General features: G+C 37.7%; 20 protein-coding genes. 2 read left to right on the plus strand and 18 right to left on the minus strand.

Annotation, left to right across the window (positions count from 1 at the left end):
- Window positions 1-13: 13 nt before the first annotated feature.
- From AC4PID_RS03305 to aroE, 16 genes are all read right to left on the minus strand, one after another.
- Complete coding sequence (locus AC4PID_RS03305; RefSeq protein ID WP_492134145.1) at window positions 14-919, minus strand: carbohydrate ABC transporter permease; 906 nt, start codon at window positions 917-919, stop codon at window positions 14-16.
- Window positions 912-1,877: a carbohydrate ABC transporter permease gene (locus tag AC4PID_RS03310; RefSeq protein ID WP_492134146.1), complete on the minus strand. Its 966-nt coding sequence runs from the start codon at window positions 1,875-1,877 to the stop codon at window positions 912-914. Before AC4PID_RS03310 ends, AC4PID_RS03305 begins: the two co-directional genes overlap by 8 nt.
- Before the next feature lie 161 nt (window positions 1,878-2,038).
- Window positions 2,039-3,607: a hypothetical protein gene (locus AC4PID_RS03315; RefSeq protein ID WP_492134147.1), complete on the minus strand. Its 1,569-nt coding sequence runs from the start codon at window positions 3,605-3,607 to the stop codon at window positions 2,039-2,041.
- Between the two features lie 438 nt (window positions 3,608-4,045).
- Entirely contained in the window at window positions 4,046-5,404 is a 1,359-nt protein-coding gene (locus tag AC4PID_RS03320; protein WP_492134148.1) for a glycoside hydrolase family 30 protein, read from the minus strand.
- 8 nt (window positions 5,405-5,412) lie between these two features.
- A complete protein-coding gene (locus tag AC4PID_RS03325) occupies window positions 5,413-8,517 on the minus strand; it encodes a cellobiose phosphorylase (RefSeq protein ID WP_492134149.1) in 3,105 nt (1,034 codons plus the stop codon).
- A gap of 99 nt (window positions 8,518-8,616) precedes the next feature.
- On the minus strand, window positions 8,617-9,621 hold the full coding sequence (locus AC4PID_RS03330; RefSeq protein ID WP_492134150.1) for a LacI family DNA-binding transcriptional regulator: 1,005 nt from the start codon (window positions 9,619-9,621) through the stop codon (window positions 8,617-8,619).
- A 99-nt stretch (window positions 9,622-9,720) separates the two neighbouring features.
- On the minus strand, window positions 9,721-10,566 hold the full coding sequence (locus AC4PID_RS03335) for an alpha/beta hydrolase (RefSeq protein ID WP_492134151.1): 846 nt from the start codon (window positions 10,564-10,566) through the stop codon (window positions 9,721-9,723).
- Window positions 10,559-11,134, minus strand: coding sequence for a DUF2284 domain-containing protein (locus AC4PID_RS03340; protein ID WP_492134152.1), 576 nt, complete (start codon window positions 11,132-11,134; stop codon window positions 10,559-10,561). Before AC4PID_RS03340 ends, AC4PID_RS03335 begins: the two co-directional genes overlap by 8 nt.
- A gap of 68 nt (window positions 11,135-11,202) precedes the next feature.
- The gene (gene aroQ, locus AC4PID_RS03345; RefSeq protein WP_492134153.1) at window positions 11,203-12,144 is read right to left on the minus strand and encodes a type II 3-dehydroquinate dehydratase; all 942 of its coding nucleotides are present in this window, start codon (window positions 12,142-12,144) and stop codon (window positions 11,203-11,205) included.
- Window positions 12,144-13,298, minus strand: coding sequence for a bifunctional chorismate mutase/prephenate dehydratase (locus AC4PID_RS03350; RefSeq protein WP_492134154.1), 1,155 nt, complete (start codon window positions 13,296-13,298; stop codon window positions 12,144-12,146). Before AC4PID_RS03350 ends, aroQ begins: the two co-directional genes overlap by 1 nt.
- Window positions 13,295-14,407, minus strand: coding sequence for a chorismate synthase (aroC, locus tag AC4PID_RS03355; protein ID WP_492134155.1), 1,113 nt, complete (start codon window positions 14,405-14,407; stop codon window positions 13,295-13,297). The genes AC4PID_RS03350 and aroC overlap by 4 nt, the downstream gene beginning before the upstream one ends.
- The gene (aroA, locus tag AC4PID_RS03360) at window positions 14,397-15,659 is read right to left on the minus strand and encodes a 3-phosphoshikimate 1-carboxyvinyltransferase (RefSeq protein ID WP_492134156.1); all 1,263 of its coding nucleotides are present in this window, start codon (window positions 15,657-15,659) and stop codon (window positions 14,397-14,399) included. The genes aroC and aroA overlap by 11 nt, the downstream gene beginning before the upstream one ends.
- A 25-nt stretch (window positions 15,660-15,684) precedes the next feature.
- Window positions 15,685-16,734, minus strand: coding sequence for a 3-dehydroquinate synthase (gene aroB, locus AC4PID_RS03365; RefSeq protein WP_492134157.1), 1,050 nt, complete (start codon window positions 16,732-16,734; stop codon window positions 15,685-15,687).
- Between the two features lie 4 nt (window positions 16,735-16,738).
- Window positions 16,739-17,884 (minus strand): prephenate dehydrogenase/arogenate dehydrogenase family protein, encoded by a 1,146-nt coding sequence (locus AC4PID_RS03370; protein WP_492134158.1) that lies wholly within the window; start codon window positions 17,882-17,884, stop codon window positions 16,739-16,741.
- Window positions 17,871-18,929 carry a 3-deoxy-7-phosphoheptulonate synthase gene (aroF, locus tag AC4PID_RS03375; protein WP_492134159.1) on the minus strand — a complete coding sequence of 353 codons (1,059 nt, stop codon included), beginning with the start codon at window positions 18,927-18,929 and terminating at the stop codon, window positions 17,871-17,873. The genes AC4PID_RS03370 and aroF overlap by 14 nt, the downstream gene beginning before the upstream one ends.
- 428 nt (window positions 18,930-19,357) lie before the next feature.
- Entirely contained in the window at window positions 19,358-20,221 is an 864-nt protein-coding gene (gene aroE / locus AC4PID_RS03380) for a shikimate dehydrogenase (RefSeq protein WP_492134160.1), read from the minus strand.
- A 394-nt stretch (window positions 20,222-20,615) separates the two neighbouring features.
- Between aroE and AC4PID_RS03385 the strand changes: the two genes are divergently transcribed.
- Window positions 20,616-21,038 (plus strand): DUF6326 family protein, encoded by a 423-nt coding sequence (locus AC4PID_RS03385; RefSeq protein WP_492134161.1) that lies wholly within the window; start codon window positions 20,616-20,618, stop codon window positions 21,036-21,038.
- A gap of 89 nt (window positions 21,039-21,127) precedes the next feature.
- Here the strand turns inward: AC4PID_RS03385 and AC4PID_RS03390 are convergent, their stop codons facing one another.
- Window positions 21,128-22,267, minus strand: a complete 1,140-nt coding sequence (locus AC4PID_RS03390) for an alpha/beta fold hydrolase (RefSeq protein ID WP_492134162.1) — start codon at window positions 22,265-22,267, stop codon at window positions 21,128-21,130.
- 154 nt (window positions 22,268-22,421) lie between these two features.
- Here AC4PID_RS03390 and AC4PID_RS03395 point away from each other — a divergent pair, with 154 nt between their 5' ends.
- Entirely contained in the window at window positions 22,422-23,153 is a 732-nt protein-coding gene (locus tag AC4PID_RS03395) for a hypothetical protein (protein WP_492134163.1), read from the plus strand.
- A 153-nt stretch (window positions 23,154-23,306) separates the two neighbouring features.
- Here AC4PID_RS03395 and AC4PID_RS03400 read toward each other — a convergent pair whose 3' ends face one another.
- Window positions 23,307-23,975 carry a DUF4395 domain-containing protein gene (locus tag AC4PID_RS03400; protein WP_492134164.1) on the minus strand — a complete coding sequence of 223 codons (669 nt, stop codon included), beginning with the start codon at window positions 23,973-23,975 and terminating at the stop codon, window positions 23,307-23,309.
- Between the last annotated feature and the right edge of the window lie 287 nt (window positions 23,976-24,262).

Below are 24,262 nucleotides of genomic sequence, written 5' to 3' on the forward strand. Positions count from 1 at the left end.
CGAATTTATTTCACTAACCTTTGACAGCACCAGCAGAAATATTTTCTATTAAATACTTAGATGCAAATATGAATACAACAACAATTGGTATAATAGAGATTGCAAATCCAAGATAGATTGCACCTTGATTTTGATGCCAGATTTTTAATGCTTTCAAGGATGAAATAACCATCGGTAATGTTTCTTTTCCTTTAGAACTTAATATAACTCTAGCACTTAAATAATTGTTCCAAGATCCGATGAACGTAAAGATCGACATAGTGGCCACCCCTGGTGCCATTAAAGGTAGTGCGATTCTATGAAAGATATAAAGTTCTCCCGCACCGTCAATCCTTGCTGATTCAATTAATTCTTTACTAAGCGAAGAACTGATATATGCTCTTAAGAAAAATACTGTTCCAATCGAAGCAATTGAAGGAATAATTAAAGCGGCATGTGTATCCATAAGGCCAAGTTGTGTCATCCATTTGACATATCCTAGAAATGCCAACTGACTAGGTACCATCATAAAGACAAGGATAATTCCGAATAAAAAGTTCTTTCCTCTGAAATTATACATATGAAAACCATACGCAGTTAAAGCGGAGAAATATCCTGATAATATGGTTACCAAAATCGAAATCTTTAATGAATTTAAGAAACCTTGAACGACGTCAGCATTACTTGTGAGTATTTTGTAGTTTTCAACCAAGCTTTTACCTGGAAACAAGCTCATACCTTGTGTCGAAATCGACATACCATCTCTCGTTGAATTAATTAAAACAATCCAAAACGGAACGACAGATACAAGCACTAGTAATGCTAAAAAGGTATAGACAACTATATAGATGATTAATTTATCTCGTTTAATTTTATTTTCAAGCTTTCTACTTCTTTTGTTCACATCAGCATTAGAAGCTGAACTCATTGATTTACTCATATTTTGCACTTCCTTCCATTTCAGCTAATGCTTTTTTTCTAGCTTTTCTTTGTTTACGTCCATTAAAGAACTCTTTTAGTTCATTACGGTTGGTAATTACTGTGAACACAATAGTAAAAGCTAGTATGACAAGGAATAATGCGAAAGATAGTGCTGAAGCGTAACCGTAATTCTTATAAACGAATGCCATGTTGTAAATATAGACGATCATGGTATTTAAGCTTCCAGCTGGAAAGCCCTTGCCATCTGTAATTAAAAATGGAATATCGAATAATTGTAGGCCACCTATTAAACCAGTAATCATAACATACATTAGAATTGGTTTGATGGATGGAATTGTAATGTTCTTCAGTATTTGCAATCTGCCTGCGCCATCGATACGCGCCGCTTCAAAAATCTCTTTGCTGACCGCTTGTACAGATGCCATAAATAATATAAAAGAGTTCCCAAACCACATCCAGGTCTGAATACTGGAGACACTCATTTGAGCGAGTATTGGTTTGGTCAACCATCCTATAGGTTTATCGATCCAACCTATACTGAATAACACTTGATTCACTACGCCATAATCTTTATCTAGTAATTTCATGAATATAAGTGCAATTGTAGCAGCCGCGATTAAGTTAGGTAAATAAAATATTACTCTGAAAAATTTTAATCCTTTAAACTTATATTGGATGTCCGAGAAGACCATAACCAACAATAATGCTAAGAAAATTTGAAAAAATATATTAACGCCCCAAATCTTGATTGTATTAAAAAAGGCATCAACAACATTAGGATCTTTAAATATCAATTTAAAGTTATCTGCTCCAATAAAGATTTTCTTACCATAACCTTTATAATTTGTCATTGAAAGATACAATGTAAAGAAGATGGGATATGCATTGAAAAGCAAGAAGACCAAAAAGAATGGCGATATAAAGAGATACCCAATTTTGTCTTTAAATTTTTTCATTATAATACATTTCCTTTCGATTGCTACATGCTCAAAACGTTTTGATGAGTTAATTAAGCATTAGTATAGCTGAATAAGTTTGTGCTAAATGACATACAAAAGTAGACATAACGTCTACTTTTGTATATTAAAATTTAGGTTGTTTGGAGGTTATGAATTAATTAGTTAGTTGGTAAGCCATCTACATAAATTTCTGGATAAGTTACTTGAACGTCTTTGTAGAATGCAGTTAATACGTCAGCTACTGTGTTGTAACCATCAGCACCTTGTTTGTAGTTAGTGATGTGTAAGCCTAACATATCATTTAATCCTCTATCGTAGATTGTTACGTTAGAAAGATCGATCTTAGCAGCTTCTTCGTTAAATACTTTTAAGTGGTTCATGCCACCAAGAGATTGACGGCCATCGTAGTTTGCGATTACTGGTGCCATTACTGATTCAACTGAGTACATATCGCCATCAGCTGCTTGACGCTCAGCTAAACGTTCTTTATCAAATAACATTGATTTTAAGAAACCAAATGCTACTTCAGGAATTTTCGAATCTGCATTGATACCTAGATAAGTACCACCCCAGAAGTATGAGTTAGGACCTGAAGCCATACCCCAGTTACCTTTAAATGCCGCTGCTTCATAAGCATCTTTAGTTGCTTGATCTGCATCTTCAGCTGGTTTAGGGAATGTATTACCTTCTGCATCAACTTTTTCCATGTTTGGTTCTATAATATATTTTAAGCCCCAAGTTGGCATAGAGTACGCCATAACTTCCCAAGTTTTGCCTTCTGCATCTGTTAAGTCTTTATCCATAGCATCGAACCAAGGACCACTCCACTCAGCTGCATTAGCTGTTAAAGAATCTTGAATGGTTTCGCCATACATTTCTTTAACCATGTTAATGTAAGGAATTTGCTCTTTAATTTTTTCAGGGTTTAATTTACCATTTTCATCAATCCATTTGGCAGGATCATTTGTACCAGCTGCGAAGTGTCTAACAGACTGATCATCTGGGAATAATCTCCAGCTTGGATTAGAAGCTTTTACTTCTTTTTGAGCCAATAATAAGTTTTCAACTGTATTGAATTTATTTTCATTCATCCAGTTAGTTACTGCAGTATTGTAATCTGCTGAGCCTTCTGCTGGGAATCCTGGTTCATTGCCCCAAACTTGAGCAGCCATATCAACTTTGAAGAAGATCGCACCTGGCGTTACTTGCCAAGAAAGTGCTGCTAACTTACCTGTTGCAGGGTCGATACCTGATTGCCAAATATAATCTTTGTAGTCTGCTTTTTCTGCTGCCAAATCAACCTCTGGATCACTTTCCATCATAGATTCGATATTTGCATAATAACCAGCTTCAATAAATTGTTTGATGTGGTCAAGTTCACCTGTAAATACATCAGGTCCATTACCAGATTCTAAAGCAGGAAGAATTTTATCCATGTACCCATCTTGGATAGAAACTGCTACAAACTCTACCTCTAAACCTTCAAAAGGTTTACCAGGAGCTGTGTACATATCTTTAAAATTTTGAACATCACCTGCAGTATCAAGTTCATCAGTAAATGACCAAATGACTAATTTTTCTTTTGAGTAATCTTTTGAGCTATCAACTGCGACACTTTGTGTAGTGCCTTCCTCTTTTGTTTCGGATCCATTCGATCCACTGCTACAGCCAGTAATTACGAACATCATTGCTAATATAATAGCAAGAAGTCTTTTAATATTCTTCATCGTATCCTCCCCATAGAAATAAGTTTCATCAACATTAGGCTCTGTTGTAAAATCAATATACCATATTTACGAAACCGGTTGCAAGTCTTTTTTAATACATGTTTTAAAAAATACAACAAGACTTGCTCTAAATTGTTGAATATGAACAAATCTTCGTACATGAAGACTTTTTAAATTAATACTTTCCCGCGAACTATACGAAAGCTAGAAAAATCAACATTTTTAGATATGTTACCATCCTTTAACATTTGATGAAATAACGATTTTTTTGGAAATCACACACCTATTTGTTTGTTAATTATTATCGCATTCACAATAATTCGATCTGTTTTTTATTATCTAAACTCCTGAAAAACAACCAAAAGCAATCATGAGTTTTGTAAAACATCATTAGCCTCTCACGAAAATCGAAACCGCTTCCTTGCGTTTGTCACCGTATCAATCTCGATGCAAAACAAACGTCGTAATCGAATGATCTGGCAGATTAATATTAATGCCTTCTCCATCCACTACAAGTGCCATTTCTGCAATCCAGCCTTCGTTCTGTGCGACAACAACGATGTCCCCAGATGGATTTTGAAAGGCGACTGCATGAACATCGTTTATAGAAACACTAAGCTCCAATCTTTTTGCACCGATTTCTATATACTTTGAAAAATGGCCTATATAATAATATGAGTTATTATATATTAAGGATTTCGTATTTCGGTCATACATGATTGGCGCTTCGCAATAATTATAAACGTGGTTTGGACCACCTAATTCATTTAAAACTAGATTCCAATCAATCCAGCCTCGACTCCAATTGTTAAAGTCACCGATGATATTTCTACCATAACGCTCGCAGTTAGACCATGAACCTAAATAACCATTATGAACTGCATTCTCAGATGTGGTCGTCAGCTCAACACACCCTTCAGTAAATAGGATGTGCTTATCCGGAAACAGGTTATGAAGCGTTGTCAAATTTTCGAAGGCCTCGCTTACATACCAGTGATTGCCTGTTCCCCATACGTATTTTGCTGCTTCTTTATCCGCTAAAACCACAGAGCTACGCTCCACTAAAACATCTCTGTTATGATCCCATATGATAATCTCTGTATCCGGATAGGCTGCCTTTAATGTTGGCCCCAAATGATTCTTTACGAAATCTCGCTCTTCTTCAGCCGTGTAGATACAAGAATCCCATGTTTGTGTCGCTAATGGTTCATTTTGAACACTGACTGCCCATATATCAATATTGCGTGATTTCATAGCTTCAATAAACTTTACATAGTAATTTGCCCATGGTTGATAGTAAGCTTCAAGCAGTCTCCCACCATAGTTCATTTCTTTAGTGTCTTTCATAAATGCAGGTGGACTCCAAGGCGACGCCAATAACTTAATCGGTTCACCTGCTATGCGTTCCGCATCTTTGATCATAGGAATAACCCATTTATCTTCACGTGAAATATCAAAAGTTTTAAGCTCAGTATCGCCTTCTTCTACATAGGTATAATTGGATAAAGCAAAGTCACACGAATGGATATGAACTCTCCCCAAAACATAACCAAGGCCATTTTCTTTAGAAAAATAAGCATTAATCGCTTCTTCTCTAACCTTTTCCGGTGCTTCTGAAAGTGTAAACGCTGCTGCTTCAGTAAATGCACCTCCGAATCCCATAAACTCTTGATAGGTCATCTGAGAATTCACAGCAATAACTGGTCGTTTCGCATCGTATTGTCCCGTTTCTCTTTCAGGAAGCTCTACCCAATACTTCAAGTCCTTTTTTTCAGATCTAATAGATGAAATTTTCATATTTCCTCCTAAGCAATTATTTTATATACCATTCTCACTTGATTGATCTTTCTCTCTCGAATCGCTTCGGCAAGTGTGCCATCAACCCTTTCAACCTTCTGTCCATCGATCAAGTAATAGTCGACATCTATCTTTTCAGAATAGGTTGGATAACCCGTTTCATTTTCAATGATAAACTCAATCTTAGACAATAATTGTGTGACCACTTTTCCATCCTTAAAGAACTCAGCACTTAATATCGGCTTCGGTGTAAACTTTAGGACATCATCGTAGCTAAAAAGTGATTTTCCAAACATCATCATATGCCAAATGCTAAGCATCTCAGCCGTTGAGCCACTTAATCTTGATACAAAGCCACGTCCATGTACTTTGGGATTTGGGTTTAGACTGCTCGCGATAAAACTTGAATTTTCTAAAGTTGATCTGCCATACACTTCAGGATCCATAAAACAAACCAAATTGGTCTTTATCTCTTCAAAAAACACATCATATAAACCACCCTTTAATAGTCCTAAAAGGTATTTGTAAGTCATGTGTAAAAAGTTGCTTTCTCGTTCTAACCACCCCGGTGTGAAAGCCCTAATTCTCCCCAGTTCATAGCTCATTTTATCCAAAGGCACACTTGTTATATACGTGTTTAATTTCTCATCATAAAGTTTAGAACCCTTTACCAATTGATGCTGCTCTTGATTCTCTCTCAACTCACCAATTTTAAAACTTCTAGCTGGTGCCTCTAAAAAGCTTGGTACAATTTCCATTTCAAATGCATTAATTTGAACGCCTTGAAGGCCATATGGGGTCTTGTATTCTAGTAGTGTATAATCAGTCGCCTTGTGAATAAAGTATGTGGGGAGAATTCCCTCATTTTGTTTTTTTGATTTTTGTACACCTTCTAAAAGAAGTGTTTCAGCTTTTTGTAGAAAAGTTTTTAAAGCATCTACAGATACTTCTATTTCTACTCCAGAAATTTCTTTATCAACCTCACTTCTGAAAATTTCCTTTGCAGTTGAAAAAGCATCCCATCTGTCAAAAGATGACATATTCTTACTCAAAACTTCATTTAGATTCTCGTAATAACGGTAGTTTTCTTCACATAATAAGACATCTTTCGAGAGATGCTTACTTAAAAATCTTATGACTCTGATCAGTTCAATCGTCTCACTCATTCCAGAACCAAAGACACCAGGCAATCCATTCATCGCATCATTCCAGCCAGGTTTATTGGCTTCCATCTCTATCCCAAATCCAGATGGATCTAATGAAGACAACTTCGTTAAAACTAGTGTCATCAGTTTCTGAGCTAATGTGGTTTCATAGATGTGGTTTGAATGATCTTTTACCCAGTTGGTTTTCTCAAAACGTTCTGAATGCGGTTCTTCTTTCAACGCACCAAATTGGCGAACTTCACCGTCTTTTGTCATTCCGTATTTTTGACTTCTAGGTAAAACACGAACTGGACTATCAAAATAGCGATAAGTAGCATCTTCGTATAGTAACTCAACACATTTGTCAGGGAATACTTTTAAATAGTTTTCAATCAAATCTAAGTTATAGGTCCAGTGATCGCTCCAAAAACCTTCGCCAAAGTTCGCCTCTATCTTCTGTTCACTTGCTTCAACCAACTTCTCAATGAAAGCATCTTCAGGAATAGTTAATCCAATGTTAGATAGCAAAATACCCATACTAATACTGCCTGGTGTAAAACATTTCATGAGCATAGATTTCACGTGTTCTTTATCAGTTGTTACGAATTGATCGACTAACTCATGGGCTTTGATTTCGGATAACTTAAACGTTGTACCCTTGACACTAAGAGGGTTATAGCCATCTAGTTGTATCAAGCTCATAAACATTTTCACATTAAAAAGGCCAGCTTCTGGGACAAAATAGACATCGTTCCTTCTATTTTGGTTCACATCTCTGAAATTGCCATTTCCCTGTGAATAAAACTCTGGTGATAATGTGAAAAAGTTATAGTCTCTTTCAGGATCACCGTGCTTTCTTGAATAGATATGGTAAATTTTTTGAGAGCTCCCATTACCAAAGACAAGTGGGTATCCACCTCTCAAGGTATTGTCTAAAAAATTTTGTTTGATGTAAGCATCAAACAATTCAAAATTACTTTTTCCATCTACCACATCCACAAGTTCGTCAAGCACAGTGTCAACAGCGTTTAATTGTTTTTCGATAAATTCACTTTTAAAGAATCGCTCCTCTATTAATTTCAGGTTTGATGTATGTCCAATTACCGTTTTAATCTGAATTGAAGCATCCTGCTCAACTGTTTTAACATAAGGCGTAAAGCCACATGGCACTCTATTAACTGCAACTTGGTTGGATAAGTCGAGTGATGCTATATTCTTATCTATTAATCCAAAGGGAACCGTCAATGATGTATCGTAACCAAAGATTATCTCTGAGTCGATAATCGGCTGTATTAAAGTGTGATCCTCGACAAAAGAAAAATAAAAATGACCCTTTTCAATGAGAGATACCTCCGCCTCATCACCACTAGAAGCTCGAAATCTGTAAAAAGGAATGTTATTTTCAACATTCTCTACATTCATCCAAGATACCATAAGATTCGACATGCTTTTATAGCTCTCGGTAGTTGCTCCTGAAGGCAATATGTTCGCAATGCCGTCAACTACCTCTATTTCTCGCTCTTTTCCTAGATTTGTAACATTCACTTTTCTCACTAGTCCAGCAATAGGCTCATTTGTAATCCCAAAATAAGTTACTTCATAGCTGATCTCTCTCGTCCGATTAACCTCAACAATGGTAAAATGGCCTCTGGAAATTCGCATCGTTCTTGTCACATCATCAGTCAGCGCAACTGAAAAAGGTTCATACAAAGCACCGTCAACTCTTACGAAACTTCTAAATCCGTATTTATCTACATATTGATAACTCGTATTTGCAGGGAAAAACTCCAAAATAGGCTCATCCTTATCTCTGATGCCAAAGCTCGTCACGCCCTGTCCTCTATTGGCATAAAACACCCATATCGGAATCCCCTTAACGCCTGCTATTCCAGGTAAGAAACTAGAAAAAGTCTTCTTCTTATCATAGTTTTCAATTACAAATTGATTGTTCTCAAATAAATAACTCAAAGTACCTCCCATTACCTTCAAAATTACGAAGGCGGTTTCGTTAATTCTAATATTAACACACCTAAGTCATTTAGAAAACAAAAAATAAAAAAAAGTACATTACTTTGTACTTTCTCTTATTATAAGTTCAACGGGAACCCTTTTAATGGTCGCTTGATCCGTATCCACTTCTTTATTAATTTGTGCAATCAAATGTTTTGCTGCCTCTCGTCCAATTCTAACCTTATCCTGCGCAACAGTTGTGAGAGAGGGCGATGTATATCTTGTAAGCTCGATGTTATCAAATCCGACTACAGAAACATCATCAGGCACTTTATATCCCAAATCTCGCAAGGCTAAGATAACCCCTAGAGCGATATCGTCACTTGCCGCATAAATCGCTTCGGGAAGCGTTTTGTTCAGCTTCAAAAGTTCGTGAAGCGCTTTTTTGCCACTGTTAAAATCATAGTTATAAGCTTCTACAACTTGGCTCGAATCCATATTGTATTTTCCTAAAACCTCTTTAAAGGCTTCAAGACGTTCAAGCGCAGAGAACGATCTTAAAGGTCCAGCAATATGTGCAATACGCTTAGCACCCTTTGACATCAAATACTCCAACACCATTCTGGTGCCTTGAAAGTTGTCTGATATAACCGTTGGTACATTGATTAAACCACTATCGACACTGACAATTGGGATACCACTTTGTCTCAGCTCATTTAAATTTTCATCGTTTACGTCAACCGTTACAATTAAAATACCATCGATGTCTTTATATTTACACCATTCCAAATAAGTCAGTTCTTGAGTCCCCACTTTTTTCGAAACGAAAGTAACTTCATAGCCTAAGTCTTCAACGTAGGTTTTAAAAGCTTGTAAGATACCACTGAAGAAGTGATGCTCAAGTCCGATATTTAAATCTTCACTGAATAAGATACCGATCGACCAGCTGTTTTTTGTTGCAAGTCGTCTGGCACTTGAGTTAGGGACATAACCAAGCTCTTTAGCAACTGCTAAAATCTCAGCTTTTCGCTTATCACTCACTTCTTTAGAATTATTCAGCGCCTTTGAAACTGTACTCGATGCACAGCCAACCTTCCTTGCAATATCATAAATCGTCGTCATCTTCCACGCCCCTTCCCTTATTCCATCTTATAGTATATCAAAAGTTGACTGGGTTTGGCAAAATCAAATAAAATTTTATAAATATTATATTTAAAGACCTTACGCCTTATCCTTAAGTTCAAGCAACCACTTAAGTGCATCTGGCAATCTTCTCGCCCACGCCAGCTCATTATGAATGGCATCCTCTTCAATAATCAGTTTTATATCAGATGATAAAATTCCCATTTCAGTTAATTGGCTAGCAACTCTCTTTGTACCATTAATGTATCTTTCATTGAAATCAGGAATGGCATCATTGCTCGTCTCTTTCGTTCCCACATCCAAATACCACTTTGTCTTCAGTTCTAACCTGACTTTTTCAAGCTGTAACAGTAATGCATCCTCTTCAAACCAAACCGCTGTCGAAAATGCACCCACTTTACTAAATACATTTTGGTACTCACTTCCCATATACAGAGAAATAAAGCCGCCCATCGAACTGCCAATGACGCTGGTATGCTCCCGTTCCGTTAGCGTTCGATAGTTTGCATCTATATAGGGTTTCAAAGAAATCACGATAAAACTACTATACGCTGCGCCGTCGCCGCCAATCTCCCTCTGTATAGACTCAAAGTCTTTCAGTGATTTTACAGCTTCAGAAGCCCACGGCGAATATTCATCTAGCCTTTCTAGACCAGGTGCATTATCAATCCCCACTATGATACAGCCATAAAAAGGTGTGCCATCAGCATTTATCATCGTTTCTGATAACGTCTCCATCGCCTTATGTGCATCCCAACTCATGCCATACGCAGCATCTTCCTTATTAAAAAGATTTTGCCCATCGTGCATGTAGATCACTGGATATCGCTGTTCAGTCATATCTTCATAGGACTCTGGTAGCCACACACGAATCGTCCTAACCTTATCTAATGTTTCTATTCTCATCTCAAATTTTTCAATCATGTGATCCCTTCCTTACTAAATCCCCAAAAGAGGAATGCATTTTTTCAACCATTGCATCCAATGCTTTTTCTTCTAGTAAAATACCTGCAACGGCCATATATTTCGGATGCTCCGTTTGCCACATAAGAGATTCGCCCAATACTGCATCGCAAATCTCACTGACATGAAATCCAACGGATTCCAAAGAGTAACGCATCAGATCAGGAAAGAGACAAGGCTGCCCTTCACTTTTACCACACGACTCACAGATTTCACAGTTACCTGCTACTAAAGTGGTAAAGTTTGATTCTGACACATTCCCATTCGTTCCCTCAAGTTCATGTAAATAAACAGTCGATTCTTTTTTCAGTTCAAAAAAGTCTTTTCCCTTAAAACCAATAATAATGGCATAATCAAATGGGTTAAAGGTATGAATCACTTCACGTTCATAAGGTGGACACGTCCATATCTTACCGTAATTGGGACATGACTCGCAAAATCCCATTACTTCGTTAGGTTTATAATAAAGAAAAAGGTCATTCTTAAGAATCACCTTATATATTATCTCTTCCGTATGGTTGAATTGCATTGTGGCTTCCTCCAGTTTCTTTCGTTCACGGATAGCACTTTGATTGTATCATATGATTAATAAAAAGCCTATTGTTCCGTTAGGATATTTGACATAGCCTCTAATGCCAAATGATAGCTCTTCGTTCCAAATCCAGCTATGACACCGACTGCTCCTGCTGCGGTAACACTATGTGCTCTAAATGTTTCTCTGGCATGTATATTAGAAAGATGAATTTCTACTACTGGAAGTTTAACACTTTTGATGGCATCTAAAATAGCAATACTCGTATGTGTATAAGCGCCTGGATTAATTAAAATGCCATCCTGCTCACCTATAGCCGCTTGTATCCAGTCAATCAGCTCTCCTTCATGATTGGACTGCTTTATTTCAAGATTAATCGCTTTTTTAGCAGCACTTTCAAGAAGTGATTTACAAATTTGTTCATAGGTCATATTACCGTAAATTGACAGTTCCCGCGTCCCCAACAGATTCAAATTCGGTCCGTTTAGCAAAAGGATCTTTTTCGCCTTACCCTTTGTTAACACTAAATGAGTCAACGCTTCTAAAGTTTCATCTGAAGCGGTTTCATTTTGAACCGTATAATCAGCTGCAAGATGGTAAAAGTCTTCTCGCTCTCTTGCTAAGGTATAAATGCGATTGGGATTGGCTTTAAGTAAAGGTCTTCCCTCTAGCTCAAGGGTAGAAAGAATGGCTTCTGGACTTCTTTTTATGCGTATGACTGTACCTGAATGCTTCATTAGTGATCTGTTTTTCGGATCAATCACCGCGCCGCCACCGGTTACAATGACCGATGGCTCTCTCTTGCTACAGATCGTATCCAACACTTTAGACTCTATGCTTCTAAACGCTCTTTCTCCTTGATCGGCAAATATCTCATCTATTGATTTCCCCACATTTTTTACTATTTCTTTATCTAAATCATAAAAAGGGCGATTGATTCTCTTTGACAAAGCTTCACCTAATGTGGATTTTCCGCTACCTGATAGTCCCACTAATATAACGTGCATTAAGCTACCACTCCCTTCTTATAACTTCCAAGAAACTTTGAAAACTGGCACTGATTTTGTACCGCCTCAATTGCTCTTTTAACCCCTTCGTCTGTGATACTCCCCTCTGCATCCAAATAGATAAAATACTCCCACGATCGATTGGGGATAGGTCTTGACTCTATGCGAAACAGATTGATTTGTTCCCTAGCAAAACTGCCTAAAATCTCATGAAGAGCGCCTACCTTGTGTCGTGCCGCTAAAACGATACTCGTACTATCAGCACCTTCACTCACCTCTGGTTCTTTTGAGAGAACTACAAACCGCGTGGTATTAAATGTACTATCCTGTATGGCTGGTGTTAATACCTTAAGTCCGTATAAACCAGCGGCACGCTCATCACCAATAGCAGCTAACGTAGGATCATTTTGTTCAGAGACATATCGAATGCTAAAGGCTGTATTTTTCATTGGTATCTGCCGAGCTGAATCAAGCTTATTAAGAAATGTACCACATTGCTCCAACCCCTGTGGATGAGAGTAAATTTCTTTAAGAGCCTCTATTTTTGCATTCGGTAACCCGATGAGATTATGAACCACGGGCAAGCAAACTTCTCCAGTAATATAGAGCTCATTTTCACGAATCAAGTCATAGACTTCTTTAATTGCACCAGTTGTAGTATTTTCAACCGGTAAAATGCCATAAGTAATTTCACCATTCAATATCGCTTCACATACCTTAGAAAAAGAACTGTAATTCTGATATGGCTTTAACGGTTCGCCAAAGTAACGCACAAGTGCACTTTCAGCAAATGCGCCTGGGATACCTGAATAGCCCGCCTTTATCTGACTCGTATTCTTTTGATAATCGCTGGAAATAGCTTCACGATTATTACTATTGTCTTCATTATTTTGATTGTTTTTTTGGAGCGCTCTACTCGTTTCAAAAATTGTACGCATCACTTTCACTATTGCTTCTTTATTTGAAGTTTGTTCAATCTTCGAACTCAGTCTATGGATTATTTCTGTCTCTCGTACAGTATCTATTATGCTTTGATCCGTTTGCTTTTTAATCTGGCCAATTTGTTCTGAATGTGCCATTCTTTCACAGATTAACTTGGCAATTTGATCATCTATAAGATCAATCGCACTTCGATGCTCGTTTATTGTTTTCACCGCCACACTTCCTTTTCTTGAATTTGCTGATCCAGCATCGCTTCTAAAAGTGCTATCGCTGTGACCGCTTCCACAACCGGACAAGCCCTTGGTACAATACATGGATCGTGTCTACCTTTGACCTCAAGAATTTCCGCTCTACCCGTTTCAAGATTGACCGTCTTTTGAGGAATTGAAATACTTGAAATAGGTCGAAAGGTTACCTTAAACTGAAGTGGCATACCATTGCTAATGCCGCCGTTTATACCACCGCTATGATTGGTAGTGGTCTCAATATGACCTTCCTTTTGTATCCACGGATCATTTGCTTCAGAGCCTTTCATCTTTGCAAACTCTGTTCCCGCCCCAAACTCTATGGCTTTTACACCGGGAACTGAAAACATCAGATGAGAAATATTACTCTCTAATGAATCGAAAATAGGTTCCCCCCAACCAACTGGAACGCCAGTGATACACAACTCTATCTGTCCACCTATCGAATCCCCTTTTCTTCGAAGATGAGTTAATAAAGTATTGGCATCCTCTCTTGCATCTTCAGAAAGAAACGGTAATGTTAAAGTTTTCAACTCACCACTTGCGATGCGATTCATTGATCGTTCGTCTAATGTTTGAGGGTAATCTTCAACTAAACCCATACGACTGATTCGACTCCCAATTGAGACCCCTAGTTTTTCAAGAAGCTGTGTTACAAGTGCGCCTGCAAACACCATAGGTGCAGTCAATCGACCTGAAAAATGGCCACCACCTCTACCATCATTAAAACCACCATACTTTATATGTGCTGTATAATCTGCATGTGATGGTCTCGGGGTTACCGTAAGATTTTGATAGTCTTTCGATCGCGTATCTGAGTTAGGAAAAAATAAAGTCAACGGTGCACCAGTGAGCGTCCCATTTAATATGCCACTGATTATTTCATATTCATCGGTTTCTTTTCTCGACGTTGCATGGATTCCTGTGCCGGGTTTCCGTCTATCTAGCTCACTACGGATTCTATCAAAATCAGGCTTGAAACCAGAAGGCAAATGATGAATTGTAATGCCGATTCCTGTTCCATGTGATTCACCAAAAATAGAATAGACCACCTGTCTTCCCCAGCTACTTCTCATTTAATCTACCTCCAAGGGATTGAAATACCTCAAAAAAATGTGGATATGACTTTGCTACCGCCTCACTGCCTTCAATGATCACTTCAGAATCACATCGCGTTGAGGCGATTGCAAGGCTCATGACAATTCTATGATCGTTCCAGCCAGCTACATTCCCTCCAGTTAACCTCTCAACACCCTCTATAATAAGCCCTTCTGGCTCTTCCACGATATTCGCACCCAGTACTTTTAGTTCTGTGCAAATCGCTTTAAGTCGATCCGATTCTTTAATACGCACCCTGCCAGCGTTAATAATATGCGTTTTACCTTTACTGACTGCAGCAAGGGTCGCTACAATAGGAACCAAATCTGGACATTGAGACGCATCAATAACGGAGCCCTCTGTTTGTGTGCGAGTGACTTCAAGCTGCTCCTTTTTCCAAGTGAAATTTGCGCCCATATCCTTAGCAATTTCTATAATTCTTTGATCCCCTTGCTTTGTATTTTGGGCCAAATCTGTGAGCAAAAGTCCATCACCCATTAAACCTGCAGCGACCCAAAATGCAGCCTGTGAGTAATCACCTTCGACTCGATATCTTGCAGGTCGATACTTCTGATTACCATGAATCTTATAATGTTCATTGTCAATGGTTTCAACTTTAACTCCAAATACTTCAAGTATTTGAAGTGTTAGTTCAACATAATCTCTAGACTCAAGCTTTGACTCTAGAATGATCTCTGAGTTGCCTTCTAAAAGTGGCAGAACATACATTAAACCTGTAACAAACTGAGAACTGACATTCCCAGGCAAGCGATAGACGCCTGACTTTAATTTGCCATCAACTGTAAGAGGTAAAGCCCCCTCATATTTATATTGGATCTGCTGTTCATTGAAAATTCTAAAATACGGATCCAATGGTCGCGTCACCAACTTACCTTTTCCAGTGAACGTAACTGGACCATCGACCAATCCTGCAAATGGAATTAGAAATCTTAGCGTTGAACCTGACTCGTTGCAATCCAAAGGCACGTTTGGTGTTTTTAAGGCACTTGTCCCCTGAATTCTAAGCGTCGTTTCTTCTCTAAACATTTTTACGCCTAGCGCTTCAATCACTCTGCAGGTCGCTTCGATATCCTCCGAGAAAACAAGATTTTCAATAACGCTTTCACCCTCAGCTAAAGCCGCCGCTAAAATGGCACGGTGGCTCAAGCTTTTTGATGGTGGCACGATTACTTCTCCTTTAAGTGTTGAAGGTTTAATAAATTTAGTCATTATATGCTCCTTATTTGTTCTTCTCTTATACAGATAAAAATCGATACAAATCTTCCTTTGGTACTTCATGAAGGAAGCTTTCCCCTGGTTGATGCATGATGCTGAGTTCAATGCCTCGACTGGTTTTTTTCTTATCCCTGACAAGCCATTGCATGAGTTCCTCTAAAGCGACGCCAGATTCCGTTGGCAATCCAATTTTATGAAGTAATCCCTCTAGGTCTGCAGTCGTTCCCTTATGAACCAAGCCATTTCCTTCAGCACTTTTTGTGACCCATACCATTCCCATCGCAACGGCTTCACCATGCGTCCACCTAGAGTAAGCGCCATAGGACTCAAGTGCATGTCCAATCGTGTGCCCAAAATTCAATATTTTCCTAACGCCCATCTCTTTTTCGTCATTTTCAACTAAGTGCTTTTTTACGATTAAGGCTCTTTCTATTATTTCATAAAGCATAGATGCGCCCAATGGATATTCTGAATCTTTCAAAAGCTGATATAAATTTCTGTCCATAATGCAACCAGCTTTGACGACTTCAGCCATGCCATCTTTGAAAACACGTTCTGGTAGGCTTTGTAAAAAGTCTGGATCAATCCAAACTTCATTTGGATGATAGAATGTACCGATTAGATTTTTCCCTTCAGGTAAATTAACAGCCACCTTCCCGCCAATGCTACTGTCCACTTGTGATAAAAGCGTCGTTGGTATTTGAATAAATGGAACGCCTCGCATAAAGTTAGCTGCCGCATAACCGGTTAAATCACCTATGACGCCACCACCAAATGCGATTACCATATCTTTTCTAGATAGATCAAAATCGAGCCAATTGCGATAGAGCATCATTAAGTTCTCATGTGACTTTGAATTTTCACCGGGTGAAAAAACCGTTAGTTCATACTCAAAATCTTCGAGTTCAGCGCGCATTAATTCTCCATATAACGCCCATACGGTTGCATCTGTAACAATTGCAATTTTATTGCATCCCATTTGGATTAGCCTCGTCTTTATCTGATATCTGAGAGCAGATTCAATTATTATTGGATAGCTGGCCGTAGCCAAATTAATCGTAAGCTTCATATAATCAATCCTGTTCTATAAATATTTTACATAGGTTGTCTTCTGTAATCAGCTGCATCGCACGTATGCGTTCATTTTCTGATGCAAAACTAAGAATCAAAGCACCTGGCATCCGTTCTCTTGCATGATCCAGTGCAATGTCTTTAATGTTGACCTGTTTTTTAGCCAAAAGGCCAGTAACTGCTGCCAAAATACCGGGTTTATCTTCTACGTCTAACTTAAGTGGATAAAGTGAAAATTCTTCACTGGGGCGTCTCGCTACCAAACCAGCTCGTATTTTTTGAGTTTTTCCAAGATGTGCCTTTATTTCATCTTGTTGATCTGCGAGTAATAGACTTTTCACTTTTTGCAGCTCATCTATAAGGCCATCAATGCTTTCAGCTAAAAGGGATTTGTTGTGCGTAAAAATATCTCTCCAAAGTCTTGGATCTCCCATTGCGATTCGAGTTGTGTCTCGAAAACCACCACCCGCATATTTAAGCGCATCTTCTGGAAGCCTCTGAACAAAAGTATTGACTAGCGCACAAGCGGTAAGATGTGGTAAATGGCTTAATCTCGCCACCAGCTCATCGTGTTCCTTCGGCATGGTAACAACAGGAATTGCACCTATCAGCTTCACAAAGGCGATTAGCTTTTCTAAATGAGATGCATTATGATAAGACCCTTTTGTAAGAAAATAGTAAGCGTTTTCAAATAATATAGGCGAGGCACTTGAAAAGCCCGTTCGATCCGATCCCGCCATGGGATGGCCCCCAATAAAAGATAATTTTGTCTCAGATAAATCATTAAACATTTGATGTACAGTCGTTTTGACACTTCCCACATCCGTTATTAGGGTATCTGTTCCGATCAGCCCATTGATTTGATATAGCGTTTCCTTTACTCGACCTAAAGGTACTGCTAGCAAGATTAAATCTGCTTTATCCACTTTTCCAGAAGTAACCGCTTCAATTGCTACAACTTCATCAAACAAACCAGAAGTCATGGCTTGCTCTCTTGTCGATTGATCCGAATCGATACCAATGATTTTTCCAGTATAGCCCTTTAATCTCAAAGCCTTTACGACTGACCCACCTATTAGTCCAAGTCCTATTACCACAATGCTTTTAAAAAAAGCATCTTCATCTAACGCTTGACTAAATAACGGCATGCAGCATCGCCACACTTTCTGTATCAGACGTCTTTTTTTCCTCATGACATACATCGTGGATGTGGCGCACATGATTCATCAGTTTTGCAAACTTTTCTGGTTTTAATGACTGTGGGCCATCTGAAAGCGCTTTATCAGGCTCATGATGCACCTCTATCATCAATCCATCACAACCAACTGCAACAGCCGCTTTTGATATCGGTTCGATCAGCTCCCAACGTCCGGTTGCATGACTTGGATCAATAATGATCGGTAAATGACTCAACTCTTTTATGGCACATACAACGGCCAGATCAAGTGTGTTTCTTGTATAATTTTCAAAGGTACGTATACCGCGTTCACAGAGAATGACATTGGGATTCCCACTCGACATGATGTACTCCGCTGACATTAAGAACTCTTCAATTGTCGCTGACATCCCTCTTTTTAAAAGTATGGGTTTTTGGGTGCTACCGAGCTTTTTGAGAAGCGAGAAATTTTGCATGTTTCTTGCACCAATTTGAATAATATCTGTATAGGATTCAACCAGTTCAAACTCGTCAGTAGACATGAGTTCCGTACACACAGGCATATCAAACTGATCACCTGCTTCTCTTAAAAGCTTAAGCCCTTCTTCACCCATACCTTGAAAGCTATAAGGTGACGTTCTTGGTTTGTAAGCACCGCCTCTTAGAATATGCGCACCCGATTGTTTTACCTCTGCAGCAATGGTAAAGAGCTGTTCTCTACTTTCGATACAGCAAGGACCAGCAATTGTGGTGAGACTTCCATCGCCGATATTATGCTTACCTACTCTAATCACACTATCCGAATGATGAAAGGCTCTGCTTGCCATCTTATAAGGCACCTTTATTCTGACTACTTTTTCTACATGTGGACTGCCAAAGAAAGCTGACTCTTCAACCTTGGCAGTCTCTCCAATAAGGCCCAAAATACTCTGGCTTGCACCCTTCATGATCTTCACTTTTAAGCCCATATCTTCAACATTTTCAATAATTTTGCGTTTTTCCTCTAAGGTGGTTCCTTGTTTTAATACGATAATCATACGCGATTCCTCCATATACTCTACTTAACATTATTTTGTATTTAGACCATTTTTTTACATAATAAGCGTAAAACTCGCCATCGCTCAATGAACCACCTCCTCGGAATTCGCCATAAGCAAGATTGAAACTAAAAAAGGACATTTCTTTAATTACTTAAAGAAATGCCCCCATTGTTCATGTGGATATTGATCTCATTTATCTTTAAGTGGAATAAAGCCTATATTTTGGGTATGCGAAAAAGCCAGCGCTAAAAAAGTAAAAGCCCCAGCTAAAATAACCAAAATATTCACTTGTCATTTTTTGTATGTTTAATGACAATTTCATAGGTTCATCCAATCTCGAGCCCTTTTTGGCTCTAGTTTTAACTTAGTATAGTCGCATGGTTTATCCCTGTCAACACTTATTGATGTTATCATAAAAATTTCTACTATTTATTGAGAGCTTCAAATTCTGTCATTAGTTCATTTCTATTCTTCGATATGACTTCATTCGTTAATCCGTTCCATAATTTTTGTGCCAAAAGTGCCTGTTCAAGTAGCATCTCAATCCCGTAGATCACTTTGTGTCCATTAGACAAAGCTTCACTTATAAGCTTTGTTTTATGGGGCTTGTATACGATGTCACAGACGATAGCGTCCGGTTTTAATGATGTAATTTCAACAGGTGTTTGTTCGATATTGGGCGCCATACCAACCGAGGTGGTGTTAATGACTACGTCGTAATTGATAAACGCTTCCACGGATGACACTGGTGTAATTTCAATATGACCATTTTCATTCTTGCTCAAATTGAGTGCTTCTGATAACTGAATGGCTCTCTCTGGTGTACGGTTCCAAATTCCCATTTCAGCAATTCCCGATTCAGCCAATATGCCACATATGCCTCTCGCAGCGCCGCCAGCACCTAAGACGAGTACTTTTTTTTCTTCAAAATCAGCTATATGTCGTTTTAAAACAGCAATTAGCCCCAACCCATCTGTATTAAAACCCTTCCATTTACCATCTTCGCAAACGATGGTATTTACAGCACCTAGTTTTTCAGCCAATGGATCCACTTCATCTAAGAATGTCATAATTTCAGTCTTATATGGAATTGTAACGTTGATTCCCTTTACATTAAGTGCTTTCATACCCACTACGGCTTGACTGAGCTGGTCCTTCTCTATATCAAACGCCAAGTAAGCGCCTGGAAGATGACAAGTTTCAAATATATGATTGTGAATCCAAGGCGACTTTGAGCCAGATACAGGATTGCCTATTAATGCATAGAGATTAGTTGAGCTGTCGATCATTTCTACCTCCCTGAAGGTGATTCCTCATTTTATAGGATTTTTTAATAACTTTCTTTTGTATAACATACAACATATAATTTAAAATCACAAGTTTAACTACTGAAACAGAAGACTTCGGTTTTTTTAACAAGACATATCAAAACAAGCCAAAACAAAACTAAAAAAATCAAAAGAAATCAAAAGAAACTAAAACAAATCATAATATCTAACCCTTTACACAATTCAAATACCTACTAAAGTCGGTATCTAGGTTATGTAAATTTTATTATGATTACATCACAATTAGCAATACAATTCAAGCCAGTAAGAAATAAATTTTTACGTTATTTTTTGAATATATTAAGCGTTATTTTGAATTCCGTATTGCAACTATTAAATAAATGGAGGTATCCTTATGAGCAAATCACAACCTGTATATGAAAATATGAGAATTAGTGTCAATCTAAAAATTGCAGCACTTTGGACAAGTTTTATGTTTCTGTATATTTACGTAGATTATTTTCACCTTTATATGCCTGGAACTCTTGAATCACTCATTTCTGGGAGAGTTTTTACATTTGACATTTCCTATTTCTTTTTATTATTCGCAATGACCTTTGTAATCATCCCCTCATTGATGATTTTTCTATCTGTGGCATTGCCAGCAAAAATCAATCGTAAAACTAACATAATTGTCGGAATCGTTTTTATTCCTTATATGCTGTTCAACTTAGTTGGTGAAGCATGGCCCCATATGTATTTGGCAGCGGCGGTTGAAGTCTTACAGCTTTGTCTTATAATCAGATATGCTTGGAAATGGCCTGTTCAATCAAAATAAATACCAAGTGCATTCAACGTAAAAAAACCGCATGATAGCGGTTTTTTACTGATTTATAATGACAAATTCTCAGGTAGTGGTGGTTAGAATCAATTTTCAGTTGCAAGTATTCGTACGATTTCATTGAACTGCTCTACCTCTTCAAAATTTGGGCTATGTGCTGAATTCTCAAAAGTATAAAATTGCTTTTCAGATGCATTCAATTGGTCATAGAACTTCTTAGCAACTGAGTAAGGCGTTTGATAATCATATAGTCCCTGCAATATATATACTGGAATTTTAATCTCATCTATCTCATTGAAAAGATTGGTTTCAATGACTTCTTTCCATAAGTATTTATTTGAAAAATCGCTCCCTCTTAAATAGTTGATCTTATCTTTGATGGTATACTCTTTCGCAAGAAATATCATTTTAATTAATGGCAAGATTGATTTCATGTCTTTCATCGCACCACCACCATATTTCATAACATATTGCCTTTCAATTCCTATATAAGCATCCCACTCTGAATTGAAGGTATTTAGATCAATTTGCACTTCATGTTTGTCCGGAAACTTTAAATGATTCAATTCTTCTATCGCGATTTTATCACTACTTAATCTTGCGCGTTCTTTTACCCATTCAAAAGATACCCGCTCACCTTCATACTGATCCCCAATCTGACCAACACCAAAATAAGCGTGAAACAGCTCAGGATATCTTTCAGCCGTTAAAATTCCCAGCATGGTTCCCCACGAGTGTCCCATGAGATATATTTTTTCTTTGTTGAATTTCTTGATTAGGTATTTACTAAGTTCACCTGTATCGGAAATAAACTGTTCCAAATTCATAGTTGCTACTGGGATCGCAGGATCGTAAGATTTACCAGCGCCTCTTTGTTCCCAGTACACCATTACAAAATCATTTTCAATCAATTGATTGGTTGCTTTCATCATCGCAAACTCGGGACCACCGGGTCCACCATGGACAAATAGGATAACCGGCTTGCTAATGTCTCTTCCTCTTATGATGAGATGTTGATCTATACCTCCGATATTGACCGTTTCTATAACCGATATACTGTTGGGGAGTACATTTCCGCTTGAATCAGTAATTGGATCTGCTTTGCCAGGGCTATTAATGACCCAAAGGACCAGTAAAATTAGTATCACTAATAATAACGATATAAAAATTAATCCTATCCATTTTAAAACTCTTCTTAAAGGAATAAAAAACTTACTTCTAATCATATTAACCTCCTATTGTCGTATTGTAACTTGATTCACACCCGATAAATACATACTAAAGTCGGTATAATGATTCTTTTAAATTAAGTAAACTCTAAATAAATTATTCGCATATGATTTAATAGCATCTGAATAATTAAGAATGGAGGTAATTTTTATGAAAGATCAAAATTTATATCAAGTAAATAAAGCTGAATCGGGTATTTCAACTAAATCGTCCGATACAGCAGTTCGCACATTTTTTACAAAGAGGAACATTGGTCTCCTTGCTCTGGCCTATGCGGCTTCGATATTAGCCCAAAACGTACTATTTGGGGTTTCTGGTGCTCCTGGGTACAACGATCCTATAGAGGTTGTATTGTCCTATCATGCTAATAACCAAAGTACACTTGCGATTACGTCTGGACTTGAAGCCGTTAATATGGTGTTTTTACTATTCTTTGTAACCGCATTAGGTGGCTATATAAAAAACAATGGCAATCAAGGATCAAATTGGGTACACCTGTCAACCATTGCTAGTGCAACTCTTTCAGCATTATTTGCACTTACGATAGCGACACATATTTCAGTTACACTCGCTGCAAAAAGCTTAATTGAACCCAATTATGCATTTCAAATGATGTGGCAGTTTCACGCTGCTTCGTTTGCACTTTCCCTTCCTGCCCTTGGTCTTACCATTATAGGAACGGTTCTTGCCATACACTCAAGCGGCTTAATCCGTTCAACGATGAAAGTATTCGGTCTATTAATAAGCATTTTACCAATAATAGCTGGATTGGGGAACCTTGCAGTCGCTGGCGGCTCATCATTTATCTATATTGGTGTAATGGCTTTGTTTCTTTGGATTTTATGGCTAATCTTAACTGGTTTAAAATTGATTCGTGGATAGCTAACAATCATTTTCTTTTACATGAACAAAACAACATTAATTCTTATGATCTTCAATACCTTTATAAAAAAAAGAAGTATTATGCAGAATCATAATGCTTCTTTTACTGTGTAAAAATAAATTTTCATTTGCCTTGTTGCTTCTAGATTTTGATTATAGGAGTGATAAAAGTGCCGATTTTATGAGTAGCCACAAAGAAGTCGGCTTCTCGCCTAATCCATCGTTGAATAGGATGACTGTCATAATAACAAATGCAAGGCAACCAACGATCACTGTGATTTGCTGTAAAGACACCCTCTGAATCTGTACTTTTTCTCTTATTTCACAAATTTCACCCGGACAATATTGCACCTTTTCTTTAGAGAACATCGAATAAAACTTACACCCAAAGCAAATGCCAAACGAAGATTCAAAGAATAAGAAGATCATGCAAGTATGACATACGATAAAATTGATGAAGCTATCTGAGTTCAATACAACTAATAAAAAGAAGATGATCGTGGATAAAACAAGTCCAATCGTCCATGCAAACTTTTTTTGAGCAGCCCCCACATATTCAGGCGTCTGATTTCTGACAATAAACCGTCCAAACATTAATGATGGAGAGTATTTAGGGCTAATAAATAAGCGTACGACGAAATCAGCAAGGAACATTGTGTTAGCAATCTTTAACAGAATATAATTATCGAGAAATATTACCAGTATCCAAGACCAGAACATGATCAAATATAAGATTCCTGCCGCTGCCCTTATCTCCCTCTCGTTTAAAACTGGAATGCTGTAACCTACAACTGTTTCTCCAAATTGTTTTGTTCTTCTCATATTTCATTCCTTTCTTTATCATTAATAAAATAGTGCATATTAGATATAGTTCGTTTTAAGTATACTCAAACGCAACTAAGCTCAGTACCTACTTAAGTCTGTTTTTTATGACTTAAGTCCGTGACAGTAGCACTATTATAAGCTTTATTATCTTTATTATCTGTATAATAATTTAGTGTTTAAAAAAGGCTTTATGGATACATCTAAGAGAAATGAAATATAATTCACAACATTCACTCTGATTCCAGCAGTTCAGCTGATACGAAGTCAAATCATCTACACCTAGG

The organism is Fusibacter sp. QWL-12, from assembly GCF_058683495.1.